The following is a 17,569-nucleotide window of genomic DNA, read 5'->3' as shown; positions in this document are numbered from 1 at the left end:
TCGACTCCCTCGTCCTTGAAGGTCGCTGCGAGTACGTGCTCCGACTTTCACGCTAGCCAGCGCCCCGAATCCGCGCGCGCCGAGGAGCCGACCGCATCGGCGTATCACACGGCGGGGTCCGTGAGGGACTGCTCGGTCCAGATGATCTTGCCGTCCCGGGTGTGGCGGGAGCCCCAGCGCTGGGTGAACTGAGAGATCAGGAAGAGTCCCCGGCCGCCCTCGTCGGTCGTCTTGGGATGGCGCAGGTGTGGGGCGGTGGCGCTGCCGTCCCAGACCTCGCAGATCAGGGCGGCCCGGGTGAGGATCAGGCGCAGCCGGATCGGTGCCGAGGCGTGCCGGATGGCGTTGGTGACCAGTTCGCTGACGACGAGTTCGGTGGTGAAGGCCAGTTCGTCCAGATCCCATTCGGTCAGCCGCCGCGCGGTCCGTCTGCGGACGTCGGCGACGATCGCGGGGTCCGAGGGCAGGTCCCAGGACACGATCCGGCGCGGGTCGAGGCGGCGGGCGCGGGCCATCAGAACGGCCACGTCGTCCGGCGGGCGCGCCGGGACGAGGGCGTCGACCACGGCCTTGCAGCGGTCGTCGAGCAGGGGCTCCGGCCGCTCCAGCGCATGGCGCAGCCGTTCCCGGCCCGCGGCGGCCTCCTCACCCGGGTCGAGCCCGACGCCTGCGAGCAGGCCGTTGGTGTGGAGGGCCAGCACACTGCCTTCCGCGAGCGGCAGTTCGACCGACTCGAAGGGCGTGCCACCGACGCCGAGGAGGGGGCCGGCCGGCAGTTCCAGGAAGTCGACGGTGCCGCCGGGAGCCAGGATGGCGGGCGCGGCGTGACCGGCGGCGGCGAAGACGCACTGCCCGGCGACCGGGTCGTAGACCGCGTACGTACAACTGGCGCCCACCGCGTGCACGCCGCCGCCGCGCGAGTTCGGCTCGATGTCGTCCTGGTGCGTGGCCTGTACCACCACGTCGTCGAGGTGGGCCAGCACCTCCTCGGGGCGCAGGTCCAGGTCGGCGAGCGTCTGGACGGCGGTGCGCAGCCGGCCCATGGCCGCGGCGGCCTCGATGCCGCCTCCCGCCACCTCCCCCACCACCAGGGCGACCCGGGCGCCCGACAGCGGAATGACGTCGTACCAGTCGCCGCCGAGGCCGGTCAGTTCGTCGGCCGGCCGGTAGCAGGCGGCGACCTCCATGGCGTCCTGCTCGGGAAGCCGGTGCGGCAGCAGATTGCGCTGCAGTACGAGAGCGGCGTCGCGTTCGCGCGTATAGCGGCGGGCGTTGTCGAGGCACAGGGCCGCGCGGGCGACGAACTCCTCGGCGAGGCTCAGGTCGTCCGCCTCGAAGGGGTCCTGCCACGCCCGCCGGAAGAATGTGGTGATCCCCAGCGTGGTGCCCCGCGCCCGGATCGGCACGATCATCACGCTGTGCAGTCCGAGGTCGAGGAAGGAGGCGGCCCTGCCTCCGGGTATGCCGGTGGCCCACTCCTTGGCCAGCGGGTCGAGCCGTTCCTGGTGCCAGGATCTTCCGCTGGTCAGACAGCGGATCGGCGGTGCCCCGGCTCGGTACCGGGCGGCCTGCCCGATCTCGACGACGGCTTCCGGGACGCCAGCGTTCACCGACTGGTGAGCGGCCCGCCGCAGCGGCACCCCGTCCGACTCGTCCAACGGCCCGGACAGCGGCTCGCCGCCTTCGAGGACGGACTCCAGGAGATCCACGGCGACGAAGTCGGCCAGCCCCGGCACGGCCACGTCTGCCAGCTCCTGGGCGGTGCGGCGTACGTCCAGTGTGCGGCCGATGCGCTCGCCGGCCTGGTCGAGCAGGGTGAGCCGCCTACGGGCCCGGTAGCGCTCGGTGACGTCGACCACCGTGTAGTACACACCGATCGGGTTCCCGTGGTCGTCCTCGAGCCGGGTGAACGACATCGCGTGCGCCGACTCCCGGTGCGGAGCGGACCGTACCCGGCCCACGTGTTCGTGGTCGACGATCGGCACACCGGTGTGCAGCACCTGACGCATCACGGCTTCCAGCGCCTCGCCGTCCAGGCCCGGCTGGATGTCGGCAAGGCGCTTGCCGAGCCGTTCGTGCGCGGGTCCGCCGCCGAACTGCTGCATGGCCGTGTTCGACCACACGTACCGCAGATCCGTGTCCACGATGGCGAGCCCGATCGGCGACTGGGTGGCCAGCCGCTCCAGGACCGTACGGCTCATGTCCCAGCCCGCGGCGCCGGTCATGTCGGAGGCCAGCACCATCCAGCGCGCCGGGCCGTCCGGCGCCAGGGCGGGGACGATGCGCACCATCGTGGCGACCGGGTGCCCGTCCCGGTGGCGTACGGACAGCGGACCGCCCCAGCCACCGCCCCGTTCACAGCGCTCGATCAGGTCCGGAAGGCGCGCGGCGTCCTCGGGCATCAGCAGGTCGGCGGCGCCACGGCCGAGGACCTCGGGCGCGGAGTATCCGTACAGCCGCTGGGCGTCGCCGCTCCAACCGGTCACCACCGTGGCCGCGTCCAGCAGCACCGGCGCGGCGTCCGCCACGTCGAACCGCCGGCCCGTGACTCCGCTCTCCTCGCTCGTCACCACCGTGACCCTCTCCGTCCCCGAGAGTGGCCTGTTGTCGTACACCCCCGGCCGGTGCCCCGTGCGGCTGCCGCCACCGGTGTCCGGTATTGCCCCAACGTACCGCCGCGCGGGCGGCCGGGCTCACGGGCGTCGCAAGCTCAGGCGCGCATGAGGAGCTGGAACTCGAAGGCGTAGCGGGCGGCGCGGTAGACGTGGGTGCCGTATTCGACCGCCCGCCCAGTGTCGTCGTACGCCGTGCGCCGCATGGTGAGCAGCGCGGCGCCCTCCGGATCGTCAAGGAGCTCGCCCTCCTCGGCGGTGGCACAACGGGCGCCGACGCTCTGGCGGGCGCTGTGCAGGGTGATCCCGGCGGCCCGCATCATCCGGTAGAGGCCGGTCGCCTCCAGCCGGGCGGTGTCGAGGTCCAGGAGTGCGGCGGGAAGGTAGTTGCACAGGTACGCCACCGGCTCGCCGTGGGTCAGGCGCAGCCGCTCGAGGACCGTGACGTCGCCGCCTTCGGGGATGCCGAGAGCGGCGGCGACGTCCGCGGAGGCGGGCAGGACCTCGTTGCGCAGGACCTTGGTGGCGGGGCTCTGCCCGGCCGAGTCCAGGTCGTCGTAGAGGCTGCTCAGCTCCAGCGGGCGCTTGACCTGGCTGTGCACCACTTGGGTGCCGACGCCGCGGCGGCGCACCAGCAGGCCCTTGTCCACCAGGGACTGCATGGCCTGGCGGACGGTGGGCCGGGACAGGCCGAGCCGCGCGGCGATCTCCATCTCGTTGCCCAGCAGATCCCCTGGCGCGAGCGTTCCGTGCTCGATCGCGGATTCCAGCTGCCGGGCGAACTGGTAGTAGAGCGGGATCGGACTGCCCCGGTCCAGCGCGAACTCGAGGCCGTCGACCGAGGAGGCGGTTCTGGCACGAGCGGCCCGCCCCTTCTTCGCCACCAGAACCCCCTCCCTTCGCGTCGGTTGCTCGAGAGCCGTCAGGAGTGGCTGGGGAAGCCGAGGTTGATGCCGCCGCTGTCGGCCGGGTCGGGCCAGCGGGTGGTGATCACCTTGCCCTGCGTGTAGAAGGCGATGCCGTCGTTGCCGTAGATGTGGTGGTCGCCGAAGAGGGAGTCCTTCCAGCCGCCGAACGAGTGGTAGCCGACGGGGACCGGGATCGGCACGTTGACGCCGACCATGCCCGCCTGGACCTCGAGCTGGAAGCGGCGGGCGGCGCCGCCGTCGCGGGTGAAGATGGCGGTGCCGTTGCCCCAGCGGGAGCCGTTGATGAGCTTCATGGCGTCGTCGTAGGTGTCGGCGCGCACCACGCACAGCACCGGGCCGAAGATCTCGTCCTGGTACGCGTCCGCCGTCACCGGCACCTTGTCCAGCAGCGAGACACCGAGGAAGAAGCCGTCCTCGTGGCCCGCGACGGAGTAGCCGGTGCCGTCGACGACGACCTCGGCACCCTGCGCCGCCGCACCGGAGACGTACGAGGCCACCTTGTCGCGGTGCTCGCGCGTGATCAGCGGGCCCATCTCGGAGGCGGGGTCGGTGCCGGGGCCGATCTTCAGTCCCTTGGCCCGCTCGGCGATCTTGCCGACCAGCTCGTCGCCGGTGTCACCGACCGCGACGACGACCGACACGGCCATGCAGCGCTCGCCGGCCGAGCCGTACGCGGCGTTGATGGCCTGGTCCGCGGCGAAGTCCAGGTCGGCGTCGGGCAGGACGAGCATGTGGTTCTTGGCGCCGCCGAGGGCCTGGACGCGCTTGCCGTGCTCGATGCCCTTCATCTGGATGTACTTGGCGATCGGTGTGGAGCCGACGAACGACACGGCGGCGATGTCCGGGTGCTCCAGGAGGCGGTCCACGGCGACCTTGTCGCCCTGCACGACGTTCAGTACGCCGTCGGGCAGGCCCGCCTCGGAGGCCAGTTCCGCCAGCCGGTACGAGGCGGAGGGGTCCTTCTCGCTGGGCTTGAGCACGAAGGTGTTGCCGCAGGCGATGGCGACGGGGAACATCCACATCGGCACCATGGCCGGGAAGTTGAACGGCGTGATGCCCGCGACGACGCCGAGCGGCTGGCGGATGGACGCCACGTCCACCCGGGTGGAGACCTGTGTGGACAGCTCGCCCTTGAGCAACTGCGGGATGGAGCAGGCGAGTTCGACGATCTCCATGCCGCGGGCGACCTCGCCGAGCGCGTCGGAGTGCACCTTGCCGTGCTCGGCGGTGATCAGCGCGGCGATCTCGTCGCGGCGCGCATCCAGCAGCTCGCGGTACTTGAACAGAACGGCGGTGCGCTTGGCTAGCGAGGCGGCTCCCCAGCTCTCGAACGCGGCCTTGGCGGCGGCGACGGCGCCGTCCACCTCGTCGGTGGTGGCGAACGCGACCTGCTTGTCCTGGGCGCCGGTGGCGGGGTCGTACACGGGGCCGAAGCGACCGGAGGTGCCCTCGACGGGCTTGCCCCCGATCCAGTGGGTGATGGTCTTCATGGCGTGCGGGTCCTTTTCGTGAGCGGGGGGTCTGGCGAGGGGGTTCAGAGGTGCCGGCGGCGTCCCTGCACGTGCTGGTCGTAATTCTCGCGGGCCCGGTTGGCCGCCTCACGGGAGGCGACCTCGGCGACCGGTACGTCCCACCAGGCCTGGGCCGCGGGGGCGGTGGGCGTGGGGTCCGTCTCGACGTACACGCAGGTCGGGCGGTCCGAGGCGCGGGCGGTGGCCAGCGCGTCGCGCAGTTCGCGAACGGTCTTGGCGCGCAGGACGTCCATGCCGAGGCTGGCCGCGTTGGCGGCGAGGTCCACGGGCAGGGGCGCGCCGCTGAACGTGCCGTCGGCCGCCCGGTAGCGGTAGGCGGTGCCGAACCGCTCGCCGCCGGTCTCCTCGGAGAGGCCGCCGATGGAGGCGTAGCCGTGGTTCTGGATGAGGACCAGGTTGACGGGCAGGCCCTCCTGGACGGCGGTGACGATCTCGGTCGGCATCATCAGGTACGTACCGTCACCCACCAGGGACCATACGGAAGTTGAGGGCGCCGCCTGCTGTACGCCGATGCCCGCCGGGATCTCATAGCCCATGCAGGAGTAGCCGTACTCCAGGTGGTACTGGCGCGGGGAGCGGGCCCGCCACAGCTTGTGCAGGTCGCCGGGGAGCGAGCCGGCCGCGTTGATGATCACGTCGTCGTCGCCGACCACGGAGTCCAGGGCCCCGAGCACCTGCGTCTGGGTCGGGATCTGGTTCTCGTCGTCCGCCCGGTAGACGGCGTCCACGACCTGCTCCCAGCGCTCCTTGCCCGCGCGGTACTCGGCCTCGTACGCCGCGTCCACACGGTGGCCGGACAGCGCCTCGGTGAGTGCGTCGAGCCCTGCGCGGGCGTCGGCGACCAGGGTGCGGGCGGCGAGCTTGTGGGCGTCGAAGGCGGTGACGTTGAGGTTGAGGAAGCGGACGTCGGGGTTCTGGAAGAGCGTGGCGGAAGCGGTGGTGAAGTCGGTGTAGCGGGTGCCGACGCCGATGACCAGGTCGGCGGTGCGCGCGATGTCGTCGCAGACCGCGGTGCCGGTGTGGCCGATGCCGCCGAGGTCGGCGGGGTGGTCGTGGCGCAGCGAGCCCTTGCCGGCCTGGGTGGAGGCGACGGGGATGCCGGTGGCGTCCACCAGCGCCTTCAGCGCGTTCTCGGCCTCGCTGTGGTGGACGCCGCCGCCCGCGACGATCAGCGGCCGTTCGGCAGCCCGGATCGCGTTCACGGCTTCCGCGAGTTCGGCCGGTTCGGGCGCGGGGCGGCGCACCTGCCAGACGCGGTCGGCGAAGAACTCCTCGGGCCAGTCGTACGCCTCCGCCTGGACGTCCTGCGGCAGGGCGAGGGTGACGGCGCCGGTCTCGACGGGATCGGCGAGGACGCGCATGGCGTTCAGGGCGGAGGAGATCAGGGCCTCGGGGCGGTTGATCCGGTCGAAGTAGCGGGAGACCGGGCGCAGGGTGTCGTTGACGGACACGTCCGCGGAGACGGGGTGTTCGAGCTGCTGGAGCAGCGGGTCGGCGGTGCGGGTGGCGAAGTAGTCGCCGGGCAGCAGCAGCACCGGGAGGCGGTTGACGGTGGCGAGGGCTGCGCCGGTGACCAGGTTCGTGGCGCCGGGCCCGATGGAGGTGGTCACGGCCTGCGCGGAGAGCCGGTTGAGCTGGCGGGCGTAGCCGACCGCCGCGTGCACCATGGACTGCTCGTTTCGGCCCTGGTGGAACGGCATGGTCTCCTCTTGGGCCTCCAGCAGCGCCTGGCCGATCCCGGCGACGTTGCCGTGCCCGAAGATCCCCCAGGTGCCGGCGATGAGGCGGTGCCGGACGCCGTCGCGTTCGGTGTACTGCGCGGCGAGGAAGCGCACGAGCGCCTGGGCGACGGTCAGGCGGCGGGTGGGGCTCATCGGTTACCTCACTGAGACGGAGTGTTGCTGGTGAGTCTGGGGTCTACGGGCTGGCTCGGCCAGGTGTCGCGGATCCAGGCGTGGTCGGGGTGGTCGCAGATCAGCCAGGCGCGTTCGGCGCCGGGGCCCGCCATGACGTTGAGGTAGTACATGTCGTGCCCGGGCACGGCCATGGAGGGACCGTGCCAGCCGTCCGGGATCAGTACGACGTCGCCGCCGCGCACCTCCGCCAGTACGTCCGTGCCGTGGCCGTGACCGGACGGCGAGACCCGCTGATAGCCGAGGCCGGGCGTGCCCTCGTGGTCGGCGAACTCGAAGTAGTAGATCTCCTCCAGCTCGGACTCCTCGCCGGGCCGGTTCACATCGTGCTTGTGCGGCGGGTACGAGGACCAGTTGCCGCCGGGGGTGATCACCTCGACGGCGATGAGCTTGTCGCATTCGAAGACCCCGGCCGCGCCGAAGTTGTGGACCTTGCGCGAGCAGTTGCCGCTGCCGCGCAGTTCCACGGGGACGGAGGAGGCGGGCTCGTAGCGGGCCGGCAGGCGGCGGGTGCAGCGGGCGCCGGTGAGCGCGAAGCGTCCGCCCGCCGGGGAGGTGAGGCTCGCGGTCGCGTCGCGCGGGACGTACACGAAGTCGCTGGGACCGCTGAACACGCCGGCGCGGCCGTGCAGTTCGTAGGTCTCACCGCCGAAGTCGTCGGTGACGGCGACGGTGGCGCCGCCACTGAGCGACAGCACGATCCACTCGCTGTCCCCGGCCGTGAAGTGGTGGGTGCCGCCGGGCGGCAGTTCGAGCACCCGCAGGCTGGAGTAGCCCCAGGCGGCGCTCTCGGGGGTGACGTCGACGGCGTACTGCTCGCTGGTGGCCTTCCCCAGGGGCAGGTGGTGCGTGTTGGTCATCGGTCGGCTCCTCCTGGTCCGGTCATCGCGTGGTTCCTCCGGGTCAGGCTCACAGCAGCCCGACCGCGGTGTCCACGGCGGTCTCGACGCTGCCCTCCGCGGGGTAGAGCAGGGAACGGCCGACGACCATGCCCTGCACGGTGGGCAGCCGCAGCGCCTTGCGCCACCTCTCGTACGCGCCCTCCTGATCCTTGCCCACCTCGCCGCCGAGCAGTACGACCGGAAGGGTCGAGGTCTCCAGCGCGGCGGCCATGTCGTCCGGGTCGCTGGTGACGGGCAGCTTCAGCCAGGTGTAGGCGGAGGTGCCGCCGAGGCCCGAGGCGATGGCTATGGAGCGGATGACGGCCTCGGCGGACAGGTCGTTGCGTACCTTCCCCTCGACCCGGCGGGAGATGAACGGCTCGACGAACAACGGGAGTCGCCGCTCGGCCATGGCGTCGACGGCCCGCGCGGTCGACTCCAGGGTGGCCAGCGAGCCGGGGTCGTCGTAGTCGATGCGCAGCAGCAGCTTGCCCGCGTCGAAGTTCAGCCGGGCGATGTCCTCGGGGCGGTGTCCGGTGAAGCGGTCGTCCATCTCGAAGGACGCCCCGGCGAGCCCGCCGCGGTTCATCGAGCCCATGACGACCTTGTTCTCCAGGGCGCCGAGGAGCAGCAGGTCCTCCAGGATGTCGGCGGTGGCGAGCACCCCGTCCACCCCGGGCCGGGACAGCGCGATGCACAGCCGCTCCAGCAGATCGGCCCGGTTGGCCATGGCCAGACGGCGGTCACCGACACCGAGGGCGCCGCGGGCCGGATGGTCGGCGGCCACGATCATGAGACGTCCGCTGTCGCCGATGAGCGGGCGGCGGCTTCGGCGGGCGGCGGCTTCGGCGATGGCCTCCGGGTGCCGGGCGCGCACTCTGACGAGGTCGGGGATGGTGAGGCTCAAGGGTTGGCTCCGTTCAGGGGGGCGTCGGGGTCAGCCTCGGGAGGCGATGAGTTCCTCGACCTCGGTGGGGGTGGGCATGGCGGAGGAGCAGGCGAGGCGGGAGGCGACGAGGGCTCCGGCCGCGTTGGCGTACCGCATGGTCTTCTCCAGCTCCCACCCGGCCAGCAGCCCGTGGCAGAGCGAACCGCCGAAGGCGTCGCCCGCACCGAGTCCGTTGACCACCTCGACGGGCACCGGCGGCACCTCGGCGGTCGTGCCGTCGCGGTGCACGGCGAGGACGCCCTTGGGTCCCTGCTTGACCACCGCGAGTTCCACGCCCGCCTCGAGCAGGGCCTCGGCGCAGGCGTGCGGTTCGCGTACGCCGGTGGCGACCTCGCACTCGTCGAGGTTGCCGACGGCGACCGTGACGTGGCGCAGGGCCTCGGCGTAGTACGGGCGGGCCTCGGCCGGGTTCTTCCAGAACATGGGGCGCCAGTCGAGGTCGAATACGGTGGTGCCCGCCTTGTCGCGCGCCTTGAGGGCGGCGAGGGTGGCCGAGCGGCTGGGCTCCTCACTCAGGCCTGTCCCGGTGATCCAGAAGATCTGGGCCGAGCGGATCGCGAAGAAGTCGAGCTCCTCGGTGTGGATCTCCAGGTCCGGCGCCTTGGGCTGCCGGTAGAAGTACAGCGGGAAGTCGTCGGGGGGAAAGATCTCGCAAAAAGTGATGGGCGTCGGATAGGCGTCGACGGGGGTGACCCAGCGGTCGTCGACCCCGAACTCCCCCAGCGCCTGGTGCAGATACGCGCCGAAGGGGTCCTTACCGGTGCGGGTGATGATCGCGGTTCTCCGGCCCAGGCGCGCGGCGGCCACCGCGACGTTCGCCGCGGAGCCGCCGAGGAACTTCCCGAAGGTGTCGACGTCCGTGAGGGGGACGCCGGTCTGGAGGGGATAGAGGTCGACGCCGATACGGCCCATGGTGATCAGGTCGAAGGACTCGGTCATGCGTCGCTCCTCGTTCTGGTGGATGTCCTCAGGTGTAAGTCGCCGGACGGGACCCTGTCAATAGTTTGTACTGACATTCTCACGTGCTCGTGAAATGATGTCTTAACAAAGTATTGACACGGTGCCTCATCAGGGGCTTACATCCCGTCCCAACAAGTGCAGCCGAAAGTTACTCGGCATGTGGCCCGGCGTATGTTCTTCGCACGGGCTCCCAGGGTGCGGGCGTTTGCCCGGCCCGTGTCCTCGCCCGCTCCCTATTTCCCCGCAGCACAGTGAGGTGCCGGAAAGATGGACCGTACGTCTCGCCCCCGCTCCCGCAGACTCCCCATACTCGTGGCCGCAGCCGCCGCGACAGCACTGATCGCCACCGGCTGCTCCAGCAGCTCCGGAGGCAAGGAATCCGAGGAGAGCGGCGAGAACCTCGCCGCGGGCAAGGCCAGCACTCCCCGCATGACCATCGCCCTGGTCACCCACCAGGCCCCCGGCGACACCTTCTGGGACATCGTCCGCAAGGGCGCAGAGGCGGCCGCCGCCAAGGACAACGTCAAGCTGATCTACTCCAGCAACCCCACCGCGGCCGAGCAGGCCAACCTCGTCCAGAACGCCATAGACCAGAAGGTCGACGGCATCGCGATCACCCTGGCCAAGCCGGACGCCATGAAGGAAGCGGTGGCCAAGGCCGAGAAGGCCGGCATCCCCGTCGTCGGCCTCAACTCCGGTGTGGACGACTGGAAGAGCATGGGCCTCCTGTCGTACTTCGGTCAGGACGAGGGCATCGCCGGCGAGGCCCTCGGCAACAGGCTCAACGAGTCCGGCGCCAAGAACGCCGTCTGCGTGGTCCAGGAACAGGGACACGTCGGGCTGGAGGCGCGCTGCGCGGGTGTGAAGAAGACCTTCAAGGGCAAGACGGAGAACCTCTACGTCAACGGCACCGACATGCCGTCCGTGAAGTCGACCATCACCGCCAAGCTCAAGCAGGACACCTCCATCGACGAAGTGGTCACGCTCGGCGCTCCGTACGCGCTGACGGCCGTGCAGTCGGTGTCCGAGGCGGGCAGCGAGGCCAAGGTCGCCACCTTCGACCTCAACAAGGACCTGACCGGCGCCATCGAGAAGGGCGACATCGAGTTCGCCGTCGACCAACAGCCCTACCTGCAGGGCTACCTCGCGATCGACACTCTGTGGCTCTACAAGAACAACGGCAACTACAGCGGCGGCGGCGAGGCTCCGGTCCTCACCGGCCCGGCCTTCGTGGACAAGTCCAACGTCGAGTCCATAGCGAAGTTCGCCGCGAAGGGTACTCGGTGATCCCCATGACCCAGCAGGCTGCGCCGGCGGTGTCCGCACCGCCGGCCTCCGGCCCGAAGAAGGAAACCGACGGGCGTACCTCGCAGCGCCCCATGTGGCTGCGGCTGCTTGCCCGGCCCGAAGTCGGCGTCTTCCTCGGAGCCGTCGCGGTGTTCGTCTTCTTCCTGATCGCGGCGCCGCCGGTCCGTGAGGCCGGCTCCATGGCCACCATCCTTTATCAGTCGTCGACCATCGGCCTGATGGCCCTGCCGGTGGCGCTGCTGATGATCGGCGGCGAGTTCGACCTGTCGGCAGGTGTCGCCGTGCTCACCTCGGCACTCACCGCGAGCATGGTCAGTTACCAGCTGACGATGAACGTCTGGGTGGGCGTCATCGTCGCCCTGATCGTGTCGCTGGCAATCGGCGCGTTCAACGGCTGGCTGCTGGTGAAAACCGGACTGCCGAGCTTCCTGATCACCCTGGGCACCTTCCTGATCCTGCAGGGCGTCAACCTGGCGGTCACCAAGCTGGTCACCGGCAACGTCGCGACGAACGACATCAGCGACATGGACGGCTTCGAGGGGGCAAAGTCGGTATTCGCCTCGACCTTCACCATCGGTGGCGTGGGGGTGAAGATAACCGTCTTCTACTGGCTGGTCTTCGCGGCGATCGCCACCTGGCTGCTGCTGCGCACCAAGTTCGGCAACTGGACCTTCGCGGTCGGCGGCAACAAGTTCAGCGCCCGCGCGGTCGGTGTGCCGGTGACCTTCACCAAGATCGCGCTCTTCATGGGTGTGGGCTTCGGCGCCTGGTTCGTCGGTATGCACCAGCTGTTCTCCTTCAACACCGTCCAGTCCGGCGAGGGCGTCGGCCAGGAGCTGATCTACATCGCCGCGGCGGTGATCGGCGGCTGTCTGCTGACCGGCGGCTACGGCTCCGCGATCGGCCCGGTCTTCGGTGCCTTCATGTTCGGCATGGTGCAGCAGGGCATCGTGTACGCCGGCTGGAACCCCGACTGGTTCATGGCCTTCCTGGGCGTGATGCTGCTCGGCGCCACCCTCGTCAATCTGTGGGTCCGCAACGCGGCCACCCGGAGGTGATCTGATCCCATGACAAGCAACGGATCCACGGCCAACGGGGCCCTCGTCAAAGACGCCGCCCCCAAGGACGAGAAGCCGATCGTCGAACTGCGCGGCGCGGGCAAATCCTACGGCAACATCCGCGCCATGCACGGTGTGACCCTCTCCGTGCACCCCGGCAGGGTGACCTGCGTCCTCGGCGACAACGGCGCCGGGAAGTCCACGCTGATCAAAATCATCTCCGGGCTGCACCAGCACACCGAGGGCGAGTTCCTCGTCGACGGCGAAGCGGTGCGCTTCAGCACCCCGCGCGAGGCACTGGACCGCGGTATCGCCACCGTGTACCAGGACCTCGCCGTCGTCCCGCTGATGCCGGTGTGGCGGAACTTCTTCCTCGGCTCCGAGATGACCAGCGGCCCCTGGCCGATCCGCCGGCTCGACATCGCGCGGATGAAGAAGACCGCGGACGAGGAACTGCGCGCCATGGGCATCGTCCTGGACGACCTCGACCAGCCCATCGGCACGCTCTCAGGCGGCCAGCGCCAGTCCGTGGCCATCGCCCGCGCCGTCTACTTCGGCGCCCGCGTCCTCATCCTGGACGAGCCGACCGCCGCGCTCGGCGTCAAGCAGTCCGGCGTCGTGCTGAAGTACATCGCCGCCGCCCGCGACCGCGGACTCGGCGTCATCTTCATCACCCACAACCCGCACCACGCCTACATGGTGGGCGACAACTTCAGCGTGCTGCGCCTGGGCACCATGGAGCTGTCCGCCGACCGCAGCCAGGTCAGCCTGGAAGAGCTCACCAACCACATGGCGGGCGGTGCCGAACTGGCCGCGCTCAAGCACGAGTTGGCGGAAGTCCGCGGCGTCGATGTGGAAGAGCTCCCCGAGGAGCAGGACCTCAAAGCCCCCGTAGTGACGTCCGAAGGGACCGCATCGTGACCAACGCCCTTGACCGCATCCGCGTCGGTTCGGCTCCCGACTCATGGGGCGTGTGGTTCCCCGACGATCCCCTCCAGGTGCCCTGGGAACGCTTCCTGGACGAGGTCTCCGAAGCCGGTTACTCCTGGATCGAGCTCGGCCCGTACGGCTATCTGCCGTCCGACCCGGTCAGGCTCACCGACGAGGTGAACAAGCGCGACCTCAAGGTGTCGGCCGGCACGGTCTTCACCGCGCTGCACCGCGGCCCCGACGTCTGGGACTCCACCTGGGAGCACGTCAGCCAGGTCGCCGAACTGACCCGGGCCATGGGCGCGGGGCACCTGGTGGTCATCCCGTCGTTCTGGCGGGACGACAAGACCGCCGAGCTGATCGAGCCGCCCGAGCTGACCGTCCGTCAGTGGGCGAATCTCACCAAGGGCATGGAGCGGCTCGGGCATGAGGTGAAGGAGCGCTTCGGTCTCGACATCGTCGTACACCCGCACGCGGACACCCATATCGACACCGAGGAACACGTCGAGCGCTTCCTCGACTCCACCGACAGCGCTCTGGTCAGCCTCTGCCTGGACACCGGCCACTACGCCTACTGCGGAGGCGACAACGTCAAGCTGATCGAGACGTACGGCGAGCGCATCGGCTACCTCCACCTCAAGCAGGTCGACCCGGAGATCCTCGCCGACGTCGTCAAGAACGAGGTCCCGTTCGGGCCCGCCGTCCAGCGCGGAGTGATGTGCGAACCGCCGTCCGGCGTACCGGAGCTGGAGCCGGTGCTGGTCGCCGCGCAGAACCTCGGCGTCGAGCTGTTCGCGATCGTCGAGCAGGACATGTACCCGTGCGAGCCGGACAAGCCGCTGCCCATCGCCACGCGCACCCGGAAGTTCCTCCGCTCCTGCGGCGCCTGAGAGGGGACACCAGTCCATGACCCAGCGCGGCACGCTCGGCGTGGCCGTCGTCGGCACCGGCACGATGGGGGCCGACCATGTGCGTCGTATCAACGAGGTGACGAGCGGTGCGCGGGTGGTGGCGGTCGTGGACATCGACACCGAACGGGCCAAGCGGCTCGCCGACGGCATCGACGGCTGCACCGCGTACACCGACCCCGCCGCCGCCATGGCGGCGGACGACGTGGACGCGGTGCTGATCGCCTCCCCCGGCCCCGCCCACGAGGCGGCGCTGCTCATGGCCTTCGCGCACGACCTGCCCGTCCTGTGCGAGAAGCCGCTCACGCCGGACGCTGCCTCCGCGCTGCGGGTCATGGAGGCGGAGCAGAAGCTGGGCCACCGGCGGGTGCAGGTCGGGTTCATGCGCCGGTACGACGCCGAGTACATGCAGCTCAAGGAGTTGCTGGACAGCGGTCGGCTGGGACGGCCACTGATGCTGCACAACCGGCACCGCAACGCGACCCTCCCGGTCCCCGGCTTCACCAGCGAGATGCTCATCAACGACGCCGTCGTGCATGAGATGGACATCACCAGGTGGCTGCTGGACCAGGAGATCACCGCGGTCACGGTGATGAAGCCCAGGCCGTCGTCCAACGCGCCCGAAGGCCTCCAGGACCCGCAGTTCGTCATCTTCGAGACCGACGGCGGCGCCGTCGTCGACGTCGAGATGAGCGTCAACTGCCGGTTCGGTTACCAGGTTCAGGCGGAGGCGGTCTGCGAGAACGGCACCGCACGGATCGGTGACGCCCACGGGATGCTCGTCAACTCGGCCGGGCAGTGGGGCGGTTCGATCGCTCCGGACTTCGTGGCGCGCTTCGAGAGCGCGTACGACCGTGAAGTGCAGGCGTGGGTGGACGCCACCCTCCGCGGCGAGGTCACCGGCCCGAGCGTGTGGGACGGCTACGCGGCCGCCGCGGTCTGCGAGACGGGCGTGACGGCACTGACCGAGGGCGGCCGGAGAGAGGTGGAGCTGATCGACCGCCCTGAGTTGTACCGGAGCTGACAGGGCGTAATACCAGACCATCAGGCGCGGGCCAGGGAGCGAATCCCCGGCCCGCGCCTGCCGCTTGACATGGCGTCAGGACAAGAGGGCCGTACGCGGTCGCGGGCGGAAGCCCGCCGCCGTGTAGCACTCGTCGATCAGCGTCATCGTCGCCAGCGCGTCGTCCGCGTCCAGCGGGAGCGCCGCTCCGCCGCGGACGTGCGCGGCGAAGGCGTCCAGCTGGTACGTGTACGACGACCTGGTGCCGAGGCGCTCCACCCGCTCGCCCTCCTCCGTGCGCACCACGACCCGGTCGTCCTGGTGCGGCAGCACGAAGTTGGGTGCGAGAGCCTCACCCCGGCTGCCGACGATCCGGCAGCTCATCTCCAGCTCGCCGTACGCCATGTGGCAGCGGGCCGCCCCGGTGGCGCCGCCGGGGAACTCCAGCTCGGCGTCGATCCACTCGTCGACCCCGGGCGCGCCCGCCCGTTCCCCACCCCGCGCGGACACCAGCCGGGGTGCACCCCCCGCCCACGGCGCCAGCATCCGCACGGCGTGCAAGCTGTAGCAGCCAAGGTCCATCACGGCACCGCCGGCGAGCGGCAGCGACCAGCGCGGGTCGGCGTCGTCCGGGGCGGGAATCGCGACAAGGGTCTCCACCCGTCGCAGCTCCCCGAGTTCACCGCCGGCCAGCAGCTCGTGCAGGCGCCGGGTGACCGGGTGGAAGAGGTAGTGGAAGCCCTCCATGAAGCCGGCTCCGGCCTTCGCGGCCGCCTCCCGTACCTCGGCTGCCTCCTCGGCGTTGCTCGCCGACGGTTTCTCGGTCAGGACATGCTTGCCCGCGGCGAGGGCGGCGAGGTTCCACGGCCCGTGCAGACCGTTGGCGAGCGGGTTGTAGACGACCTCGACCTCGGGGTCGGCGAGCAGGTCGCCGTACGAGTCGTGCACCCGCTCCACGCCGTGCTGTGCGGCGAAGGTCTCCGCCCGGCCGCGGTCCCGTGCGGCCACCGCGACCAGGCGGTGGCCGCCGGCCCGGGCCGGGTCGACGAGCGCGCGTTCGGTGATCCGTGCTGCCCCGAGTACGCCGATGCGCAGTGGTTCCCGGCCCGGTTCGCTCATGCCTGCTGTTCCTCCTCGATCGTGACAGGGCGATCTTCCTGCACTGTCGCTGAACCGTCCACAGGCGGGAAGTGCCGGCGGGCGAGGTCCTGGGCGTGGGCCACGGCGCACTCGGCCAGCTCGAAGGCGGGCAGACCGCCGGCATAGTAGGTGCGGGCGCGGCCCTGCAGCGCGTCGAGGCGGTCCAGGGCGCCGTCGGCGAGGTCGTCGCTGCCGAAGTGCGGCATGAACGCCCACTGGCGCTGCAGATGTATCTCCTCCAGCCGCCCGCCGAGTGCCGCGACGTCGTCCCGCAGCAGCGCGGGGACGTCCTCGGGGCGGCCGTAGGAGTAGAAGGTGCGCACATCGCTGCCCGGGTAACGGTGGTGGTACGAGACGCAGTGTCCCCTCGCCTCGCGGGTCGCGGTGTGGCGGTCGAGGAAGTAGAAGGCGTTCTCCGGCAGGCCGGACGCGGAGGCGAGGGTGGTGTGGTAGGCGTTGCAGCGGATCCGCGCGGCGAGGTCGCGCTCCTCCTCGGTGGCGTCCAGGACCGGCAGGATCCGGTCCAGGGCGACGGCGAGCACCAGGTCGTCCGCCTCCACCGGGCCGGAGTCGGTACCGACCCGCACTCCGCCCGCGTGCCGCTCGACCGACTCCACGCGCACGGCGCACCGTACGTCCTTCAGCTCGTCGGCGACCCGGCGCCACAGCGTGGCGAATCCGCCCACGACGGTGAAATCGCCTGCGTGTCCGAGCAGTTCGGGTCTGTGGGAGGACAACAACCCGGTCATCTCCGCGTACTTCACGAAGTACAGCGCGGGCACGTCGTCGTCGAGATAGCCGTATCCGGCCGCCGTGTATCCGGTGCCGAACGACTCGGCCATGGACTGAAGGCCGTGCTGGGCAAGCCACTCGGTGACGGGGGCGGCCAGCGCCCGCGCGGAATGGGCGAGCCCGGGTTCGGCGATGCGCGGGAACTCCCGCTCGCGCAGCGCCTGGTAGCGCGGGAGGGCGCCGTCGAGCAGGAACGCCATGGACTGGCGGCCCGGGGCGCGTGCGGCGACGTCGAGACCGCCGATGACCCGGTAGCGGGTGGTGCGTTCCGTCTCCACGTCCAGCTCGGTCACCAACTCCGCGACCCGCGCGTACTGGCTGGTGCATATGTGGCCGCCGAGGTCGTAGGCCCGGCCGTCGACGTGAACGCTCTGGCACTTCCCGGCCACCGTGTCCTGCTCCTCCAGGACGGTCACCCGGTGCCCGGCACGCTCCAGTTCACGGGCGGCCGCCAGACCGCTCGGTCCCCCGCCGATGACGACCACGCTCCGGGGGCCGGCGGTGTCGGGTAACTCCTGCATGGTCGTCGCTCCTCGATCGGTCGGACGTGAACGGCTCTCATGTTCGTATGGAGAGGTCACATGGCCGTAAACGGCCCCCGGAGGTGCGGTGTTCACACATGGGTGTCCCGGGCGCCCGAGGCACCCGGGACAC

At 70.5% G+C, this 17,569-nt stretch carries 14 protein-coding genes; 5 read left to right on the top strand and 9 right to left on the bottom strand.

Features of this window, described 5'->3' with window-relative positions; translation table 11 throughout:
• Positions 1 to 104: 104 nt before the first annotated feature.
• From ACGFNK_RS23410 to iolC, 7 genes are all read right to left on the bottom strand, one after another.
• On the bottom strand, positions 105 to 2,573 hold the full coding sequence (locus ACGFNK_RS23410) for a SpoIIE family protein phosphatase (protein ID WP_393418760.1): 2,469 nt from the start codon (positions 2,571 to 2,573) through the stop codon (positions 105 to 107).
• A 137-nt stretch (positions 2,574 to 2,710) separates the two neighbouring features.
• Positions 2,711 to 3,496 (bottom strand): GntR family transcriptional regulator, encoded by a 786-nt coding sequence (locus ACGFNK_RS23405; protein ID WP_393418758.1) that lies wholly within the window; start codon positions 3,494 to 3,496, stop codon positions 2,711 to 2,713.
• 38 nt (positions 3,497 to 3,534) lie between these two features.
• On the bottom strand, positions 3,535 to 5,031 hold the full coding sequence (locus ACGFNK_RS23400; protein ID WP_393418756.1) for a CoA-acylating methylmalonate-semialdehyde dehydrogenase: 1,497 nt from the start codon (positions 5,029 to 5,031) through the stop codon (positions 3,535 to 3,537).
• 44 nt (positions 5,032 to 5,075) lie between these two features.
• Positions 5,076 to 6,947, bottom strand: coding sequence for a 3D-(3,5/4)-trihydroxycyclohexane-1,2-dione acylhydrolase (decyclizing) (gene iolD / locus ACGFNK_RS23395; RefSeq protein WP_393418754.1), 1,872 nt, complete (start codon positions 6,945 to 6,947; stop codon positions 5,076 to 5,078).
• A gap of 8 nt (positions 6,948 to 6,955) precedes the next feature.
• On the bottom strand, positions 6,956 to 7,846 hold the full coding sequence (gene iolB, locus ACGFNK_RS23390; protein ID WP_393418752.1) for a 5-deoxy-glucuronate isomerase: 891 nt from the start codon (positions 7,844 to 7,846) through the stop codon (positions 6,956 to 6,958).
• A gap of 49 nt (positions 7,847 to 7,895) precedes the next feature.
• Positions 7,896 to 8,774: a deoxyribose-phosphate aldolase gene (locus ACGFNK_RS23385; protein ID WP_393418750.1), complete on the bottom strand. Its 879-nt coding sequence runs from the start codon at positions 8,772 to 8,774 to the stop codon at positions 7,896 to 7,898.
• A gap of 30 nt (positions 8,775 to 8,804) precedes the next feature.
• Complete coding sequence (gene iolC, locus ACGFNK_RS23380) at positions 8,805 to 9,755, bottom strand: 5-dehydro-2-deoxygluconokinase (RefSeq protein WP_393418748.1); 951 nt, start codon at positions 9,753 to 9,755, stop codon at positions 8,805 to 8,807.
• 288 nt (positions 9,756 to 10,043) lie between these two features.
• Here iolC and ACGFNK_RS23375 point away from each other — a divergent pair, with 288 nt between their 5' ends.
• The 5 genes from ACGFNK_RS23375 to ACGFNK_RS23355 are packed head-to-tail and all read left to right on the top strand — an operon-like array spanning position 10,044 to position 15,004.
• Positions 10,044 to 11,063, top strand: a complete 1,020-nt coding sequence (locus ACGFNK_RS23375; RefSeq protein ID WP_393418746.1) for a sugar ABC transporter substrate-binding protein — start codon at positions 10,044 to 10,046, stop codon at positions 11,061 to 11,063.
• Positions 11,063 to 12,142 carry an ABC transporter permease gene (locus ACGFNK_RS23370; RefSeq protein WP_386343520.1) on the top strand — a complete coding sequence of 360 codons (1,080 nt, stop codon included), beginning with the start codon at positions 11,063 to 11,065 and terminating at the stop codon, positions 12,140 to 12,142. Before ACGFNK_RS23375 ends, ACGFNK_RS23370 begins: the two co-directional genes overlap by 1 nt.
• 9 nt (positions 12,143 to 12,151) lie before the next feature.
• Complete coding sequence (locus tag ACGFNK_RS23365; protein ID WP_393418744.1) at positions 12,152 to 13,063, top strand: ATP-binding cassette domain-containing protein; 912 nt, start codon at positions 12,152 to 12,154, stop codon at positions 13,061 to 13,063.
• Positions 13,060 to 13,962 carry a sugar phosphate isomerase/epimerase family protein gene (locus tag ACGFNK_RS23360; protein ID WP_393418742.1) on the top strand — a complete coding sequence of 301 codons (903 nt, stop codon included), beginning with the start codon at positions 13,060 to 13,062 and terminating at the stop codon, positions 13,960 to 13,962. Before ACGFNK_RS23365 ends, ACGFNK_RS23360 begins: the two co-directional genes overlap by 4 nt.
• 16 nt (positions 13,963 to 13,978) lie before the next feature.
• On the top strand, positions 13,979 to 15,004 hold the full coding sequence (locus tag ACGFNK_RS23355; protein ID WP_393418740.1) for a Gfo/Idh/MocA family protein: 1,026 nt from the start codon (positions 13,979 to 13,981) through the stop codon (positions 15,002 to 15,004).
• Positions 15,005 to 15,079: 75 nt separating this feature from the next.
• Here ACGFNK_RS23355 and ACGFNK_RS23350 read toward each other — a convergent pair whose 3' ends face one another.
• Both ACGFNK_RS23350 and ACGFNK_RS23345 read right to left on the bottom strand, forming a co-directional pair.
• Positions 15,080 to 16,102, bottom strand: coding sequence for a Gfo/Idh/MocA family protein (locus ACGFNK_RS23350; protein ID WP_393418738.1), 1,023 nt, complete (start codon positions 16,100 to 16,102; stop codon positions 15,080 to 15,082).
• The gene (locus ACGFNK_RS23345; protein WP_393418736.1) at positions 16,099 to 17,436 is read right to left on the bottom strand and encodes a protoporphyrinogen/coproporphyrinogen oxidase; all 1,338 of its coding nucleotides are present in this window, start codon (positions 17,434 to 17,436) and stop codon (positions 16,099 to 16,101) included. The genes ACGFNK_RS23350 and ACGFNK_RS23345 overlap by 4 nt, the downstream gene beginning before the upstream one ends.
• Positions 17,437 to 17,569: the final 133 nt, after the last annotated feature.

The sequence above is a fragment of the Streptomyces sp. NPDC048825 genome (genome assembly GCF_043198355.1).
GTDB classification, from domain to species: domain Bacteria; phylum Actinomycetota; class Actinomycetes; order Streptomycetales; family Streptomycetaceae; genus Streptomyces; species Streptomyces xiangluensis.
Note: the sequence above shows the minus strand (reverse complement) of the source record. Positions and strands in the feature narration are given on the sequence as shown.

What these genes read in the sequence shown, in the direction of transcription:
- ACGFNK_RS23400 (WP_393418756.1), bottom strand. Translation starts at nt 5,031, where the DNA reads ATGAAGACCATCACCCACTGGATCGGGGGCAAGCCCGTCGAGGGCACC.
- iolD (WP_393418754.1), bottom strand. Translation starts at nt 6,947, where the DNA reads ATGAGCCCCACCCGCCGCCTGACCGTCGCCCAGGCGCTCGTGCGCTTC.
- iolB (WP_393418752.1), bottom strand. Translation starts at nt 7,846, where the DNA reads ATGACCAACACGCACCACCTGCCCCTGGGGAAGGCCACCAGCGAGCAG.
- iolC (WP_393418748.1), bottom strand. Translation starts at nt 9,755, where the DNA reads ATGACCGAGTCCTTCGACCTGATCACCATGGGCCGTATCGGCGTCGAC.
- ACGFNK_RS23375 (WP_393418746.1), top strand. Translation starts at nt 10,044, where the DNA reads ATGGACCGTACGTCTCGCCCCCGCTCCCGCAGACTCCCCATACTCGTG.
- ACGFNK_RS23365 (WP_393418744.1), top strand. Translation starts at nt 12,152, where the DNA reads ATGACAAGCAACGGATCCACGGCCAACGGGGCCCTCGTCAAAGACGCC.
- ACGFNK_RS23355 (WP_393418740.1), top strand. Translation starts at nt 13,979, where the DNA reads ATGACCCAGCGCGGCACGCTCGGCGTGGCCGTCGTCGGCACCGGCACG.
- ACGFNK_RS23350 (WP_393418738.1), bottom strand. Translation starts at nt 16,102, where the DNA reads ATGAGCGAACCGGGCCGGGAACCACTGCGCATCGGCGTACTCGGGGCA.
- ACGFNK_RS23345 (WP_393418736.1), bottom strand. Translation starts at nt 17,436, where the DNA reads ATGCAGGAGTTACCCGACACCGCCGGCCCCCGGAGCGTGGTCGTCATC.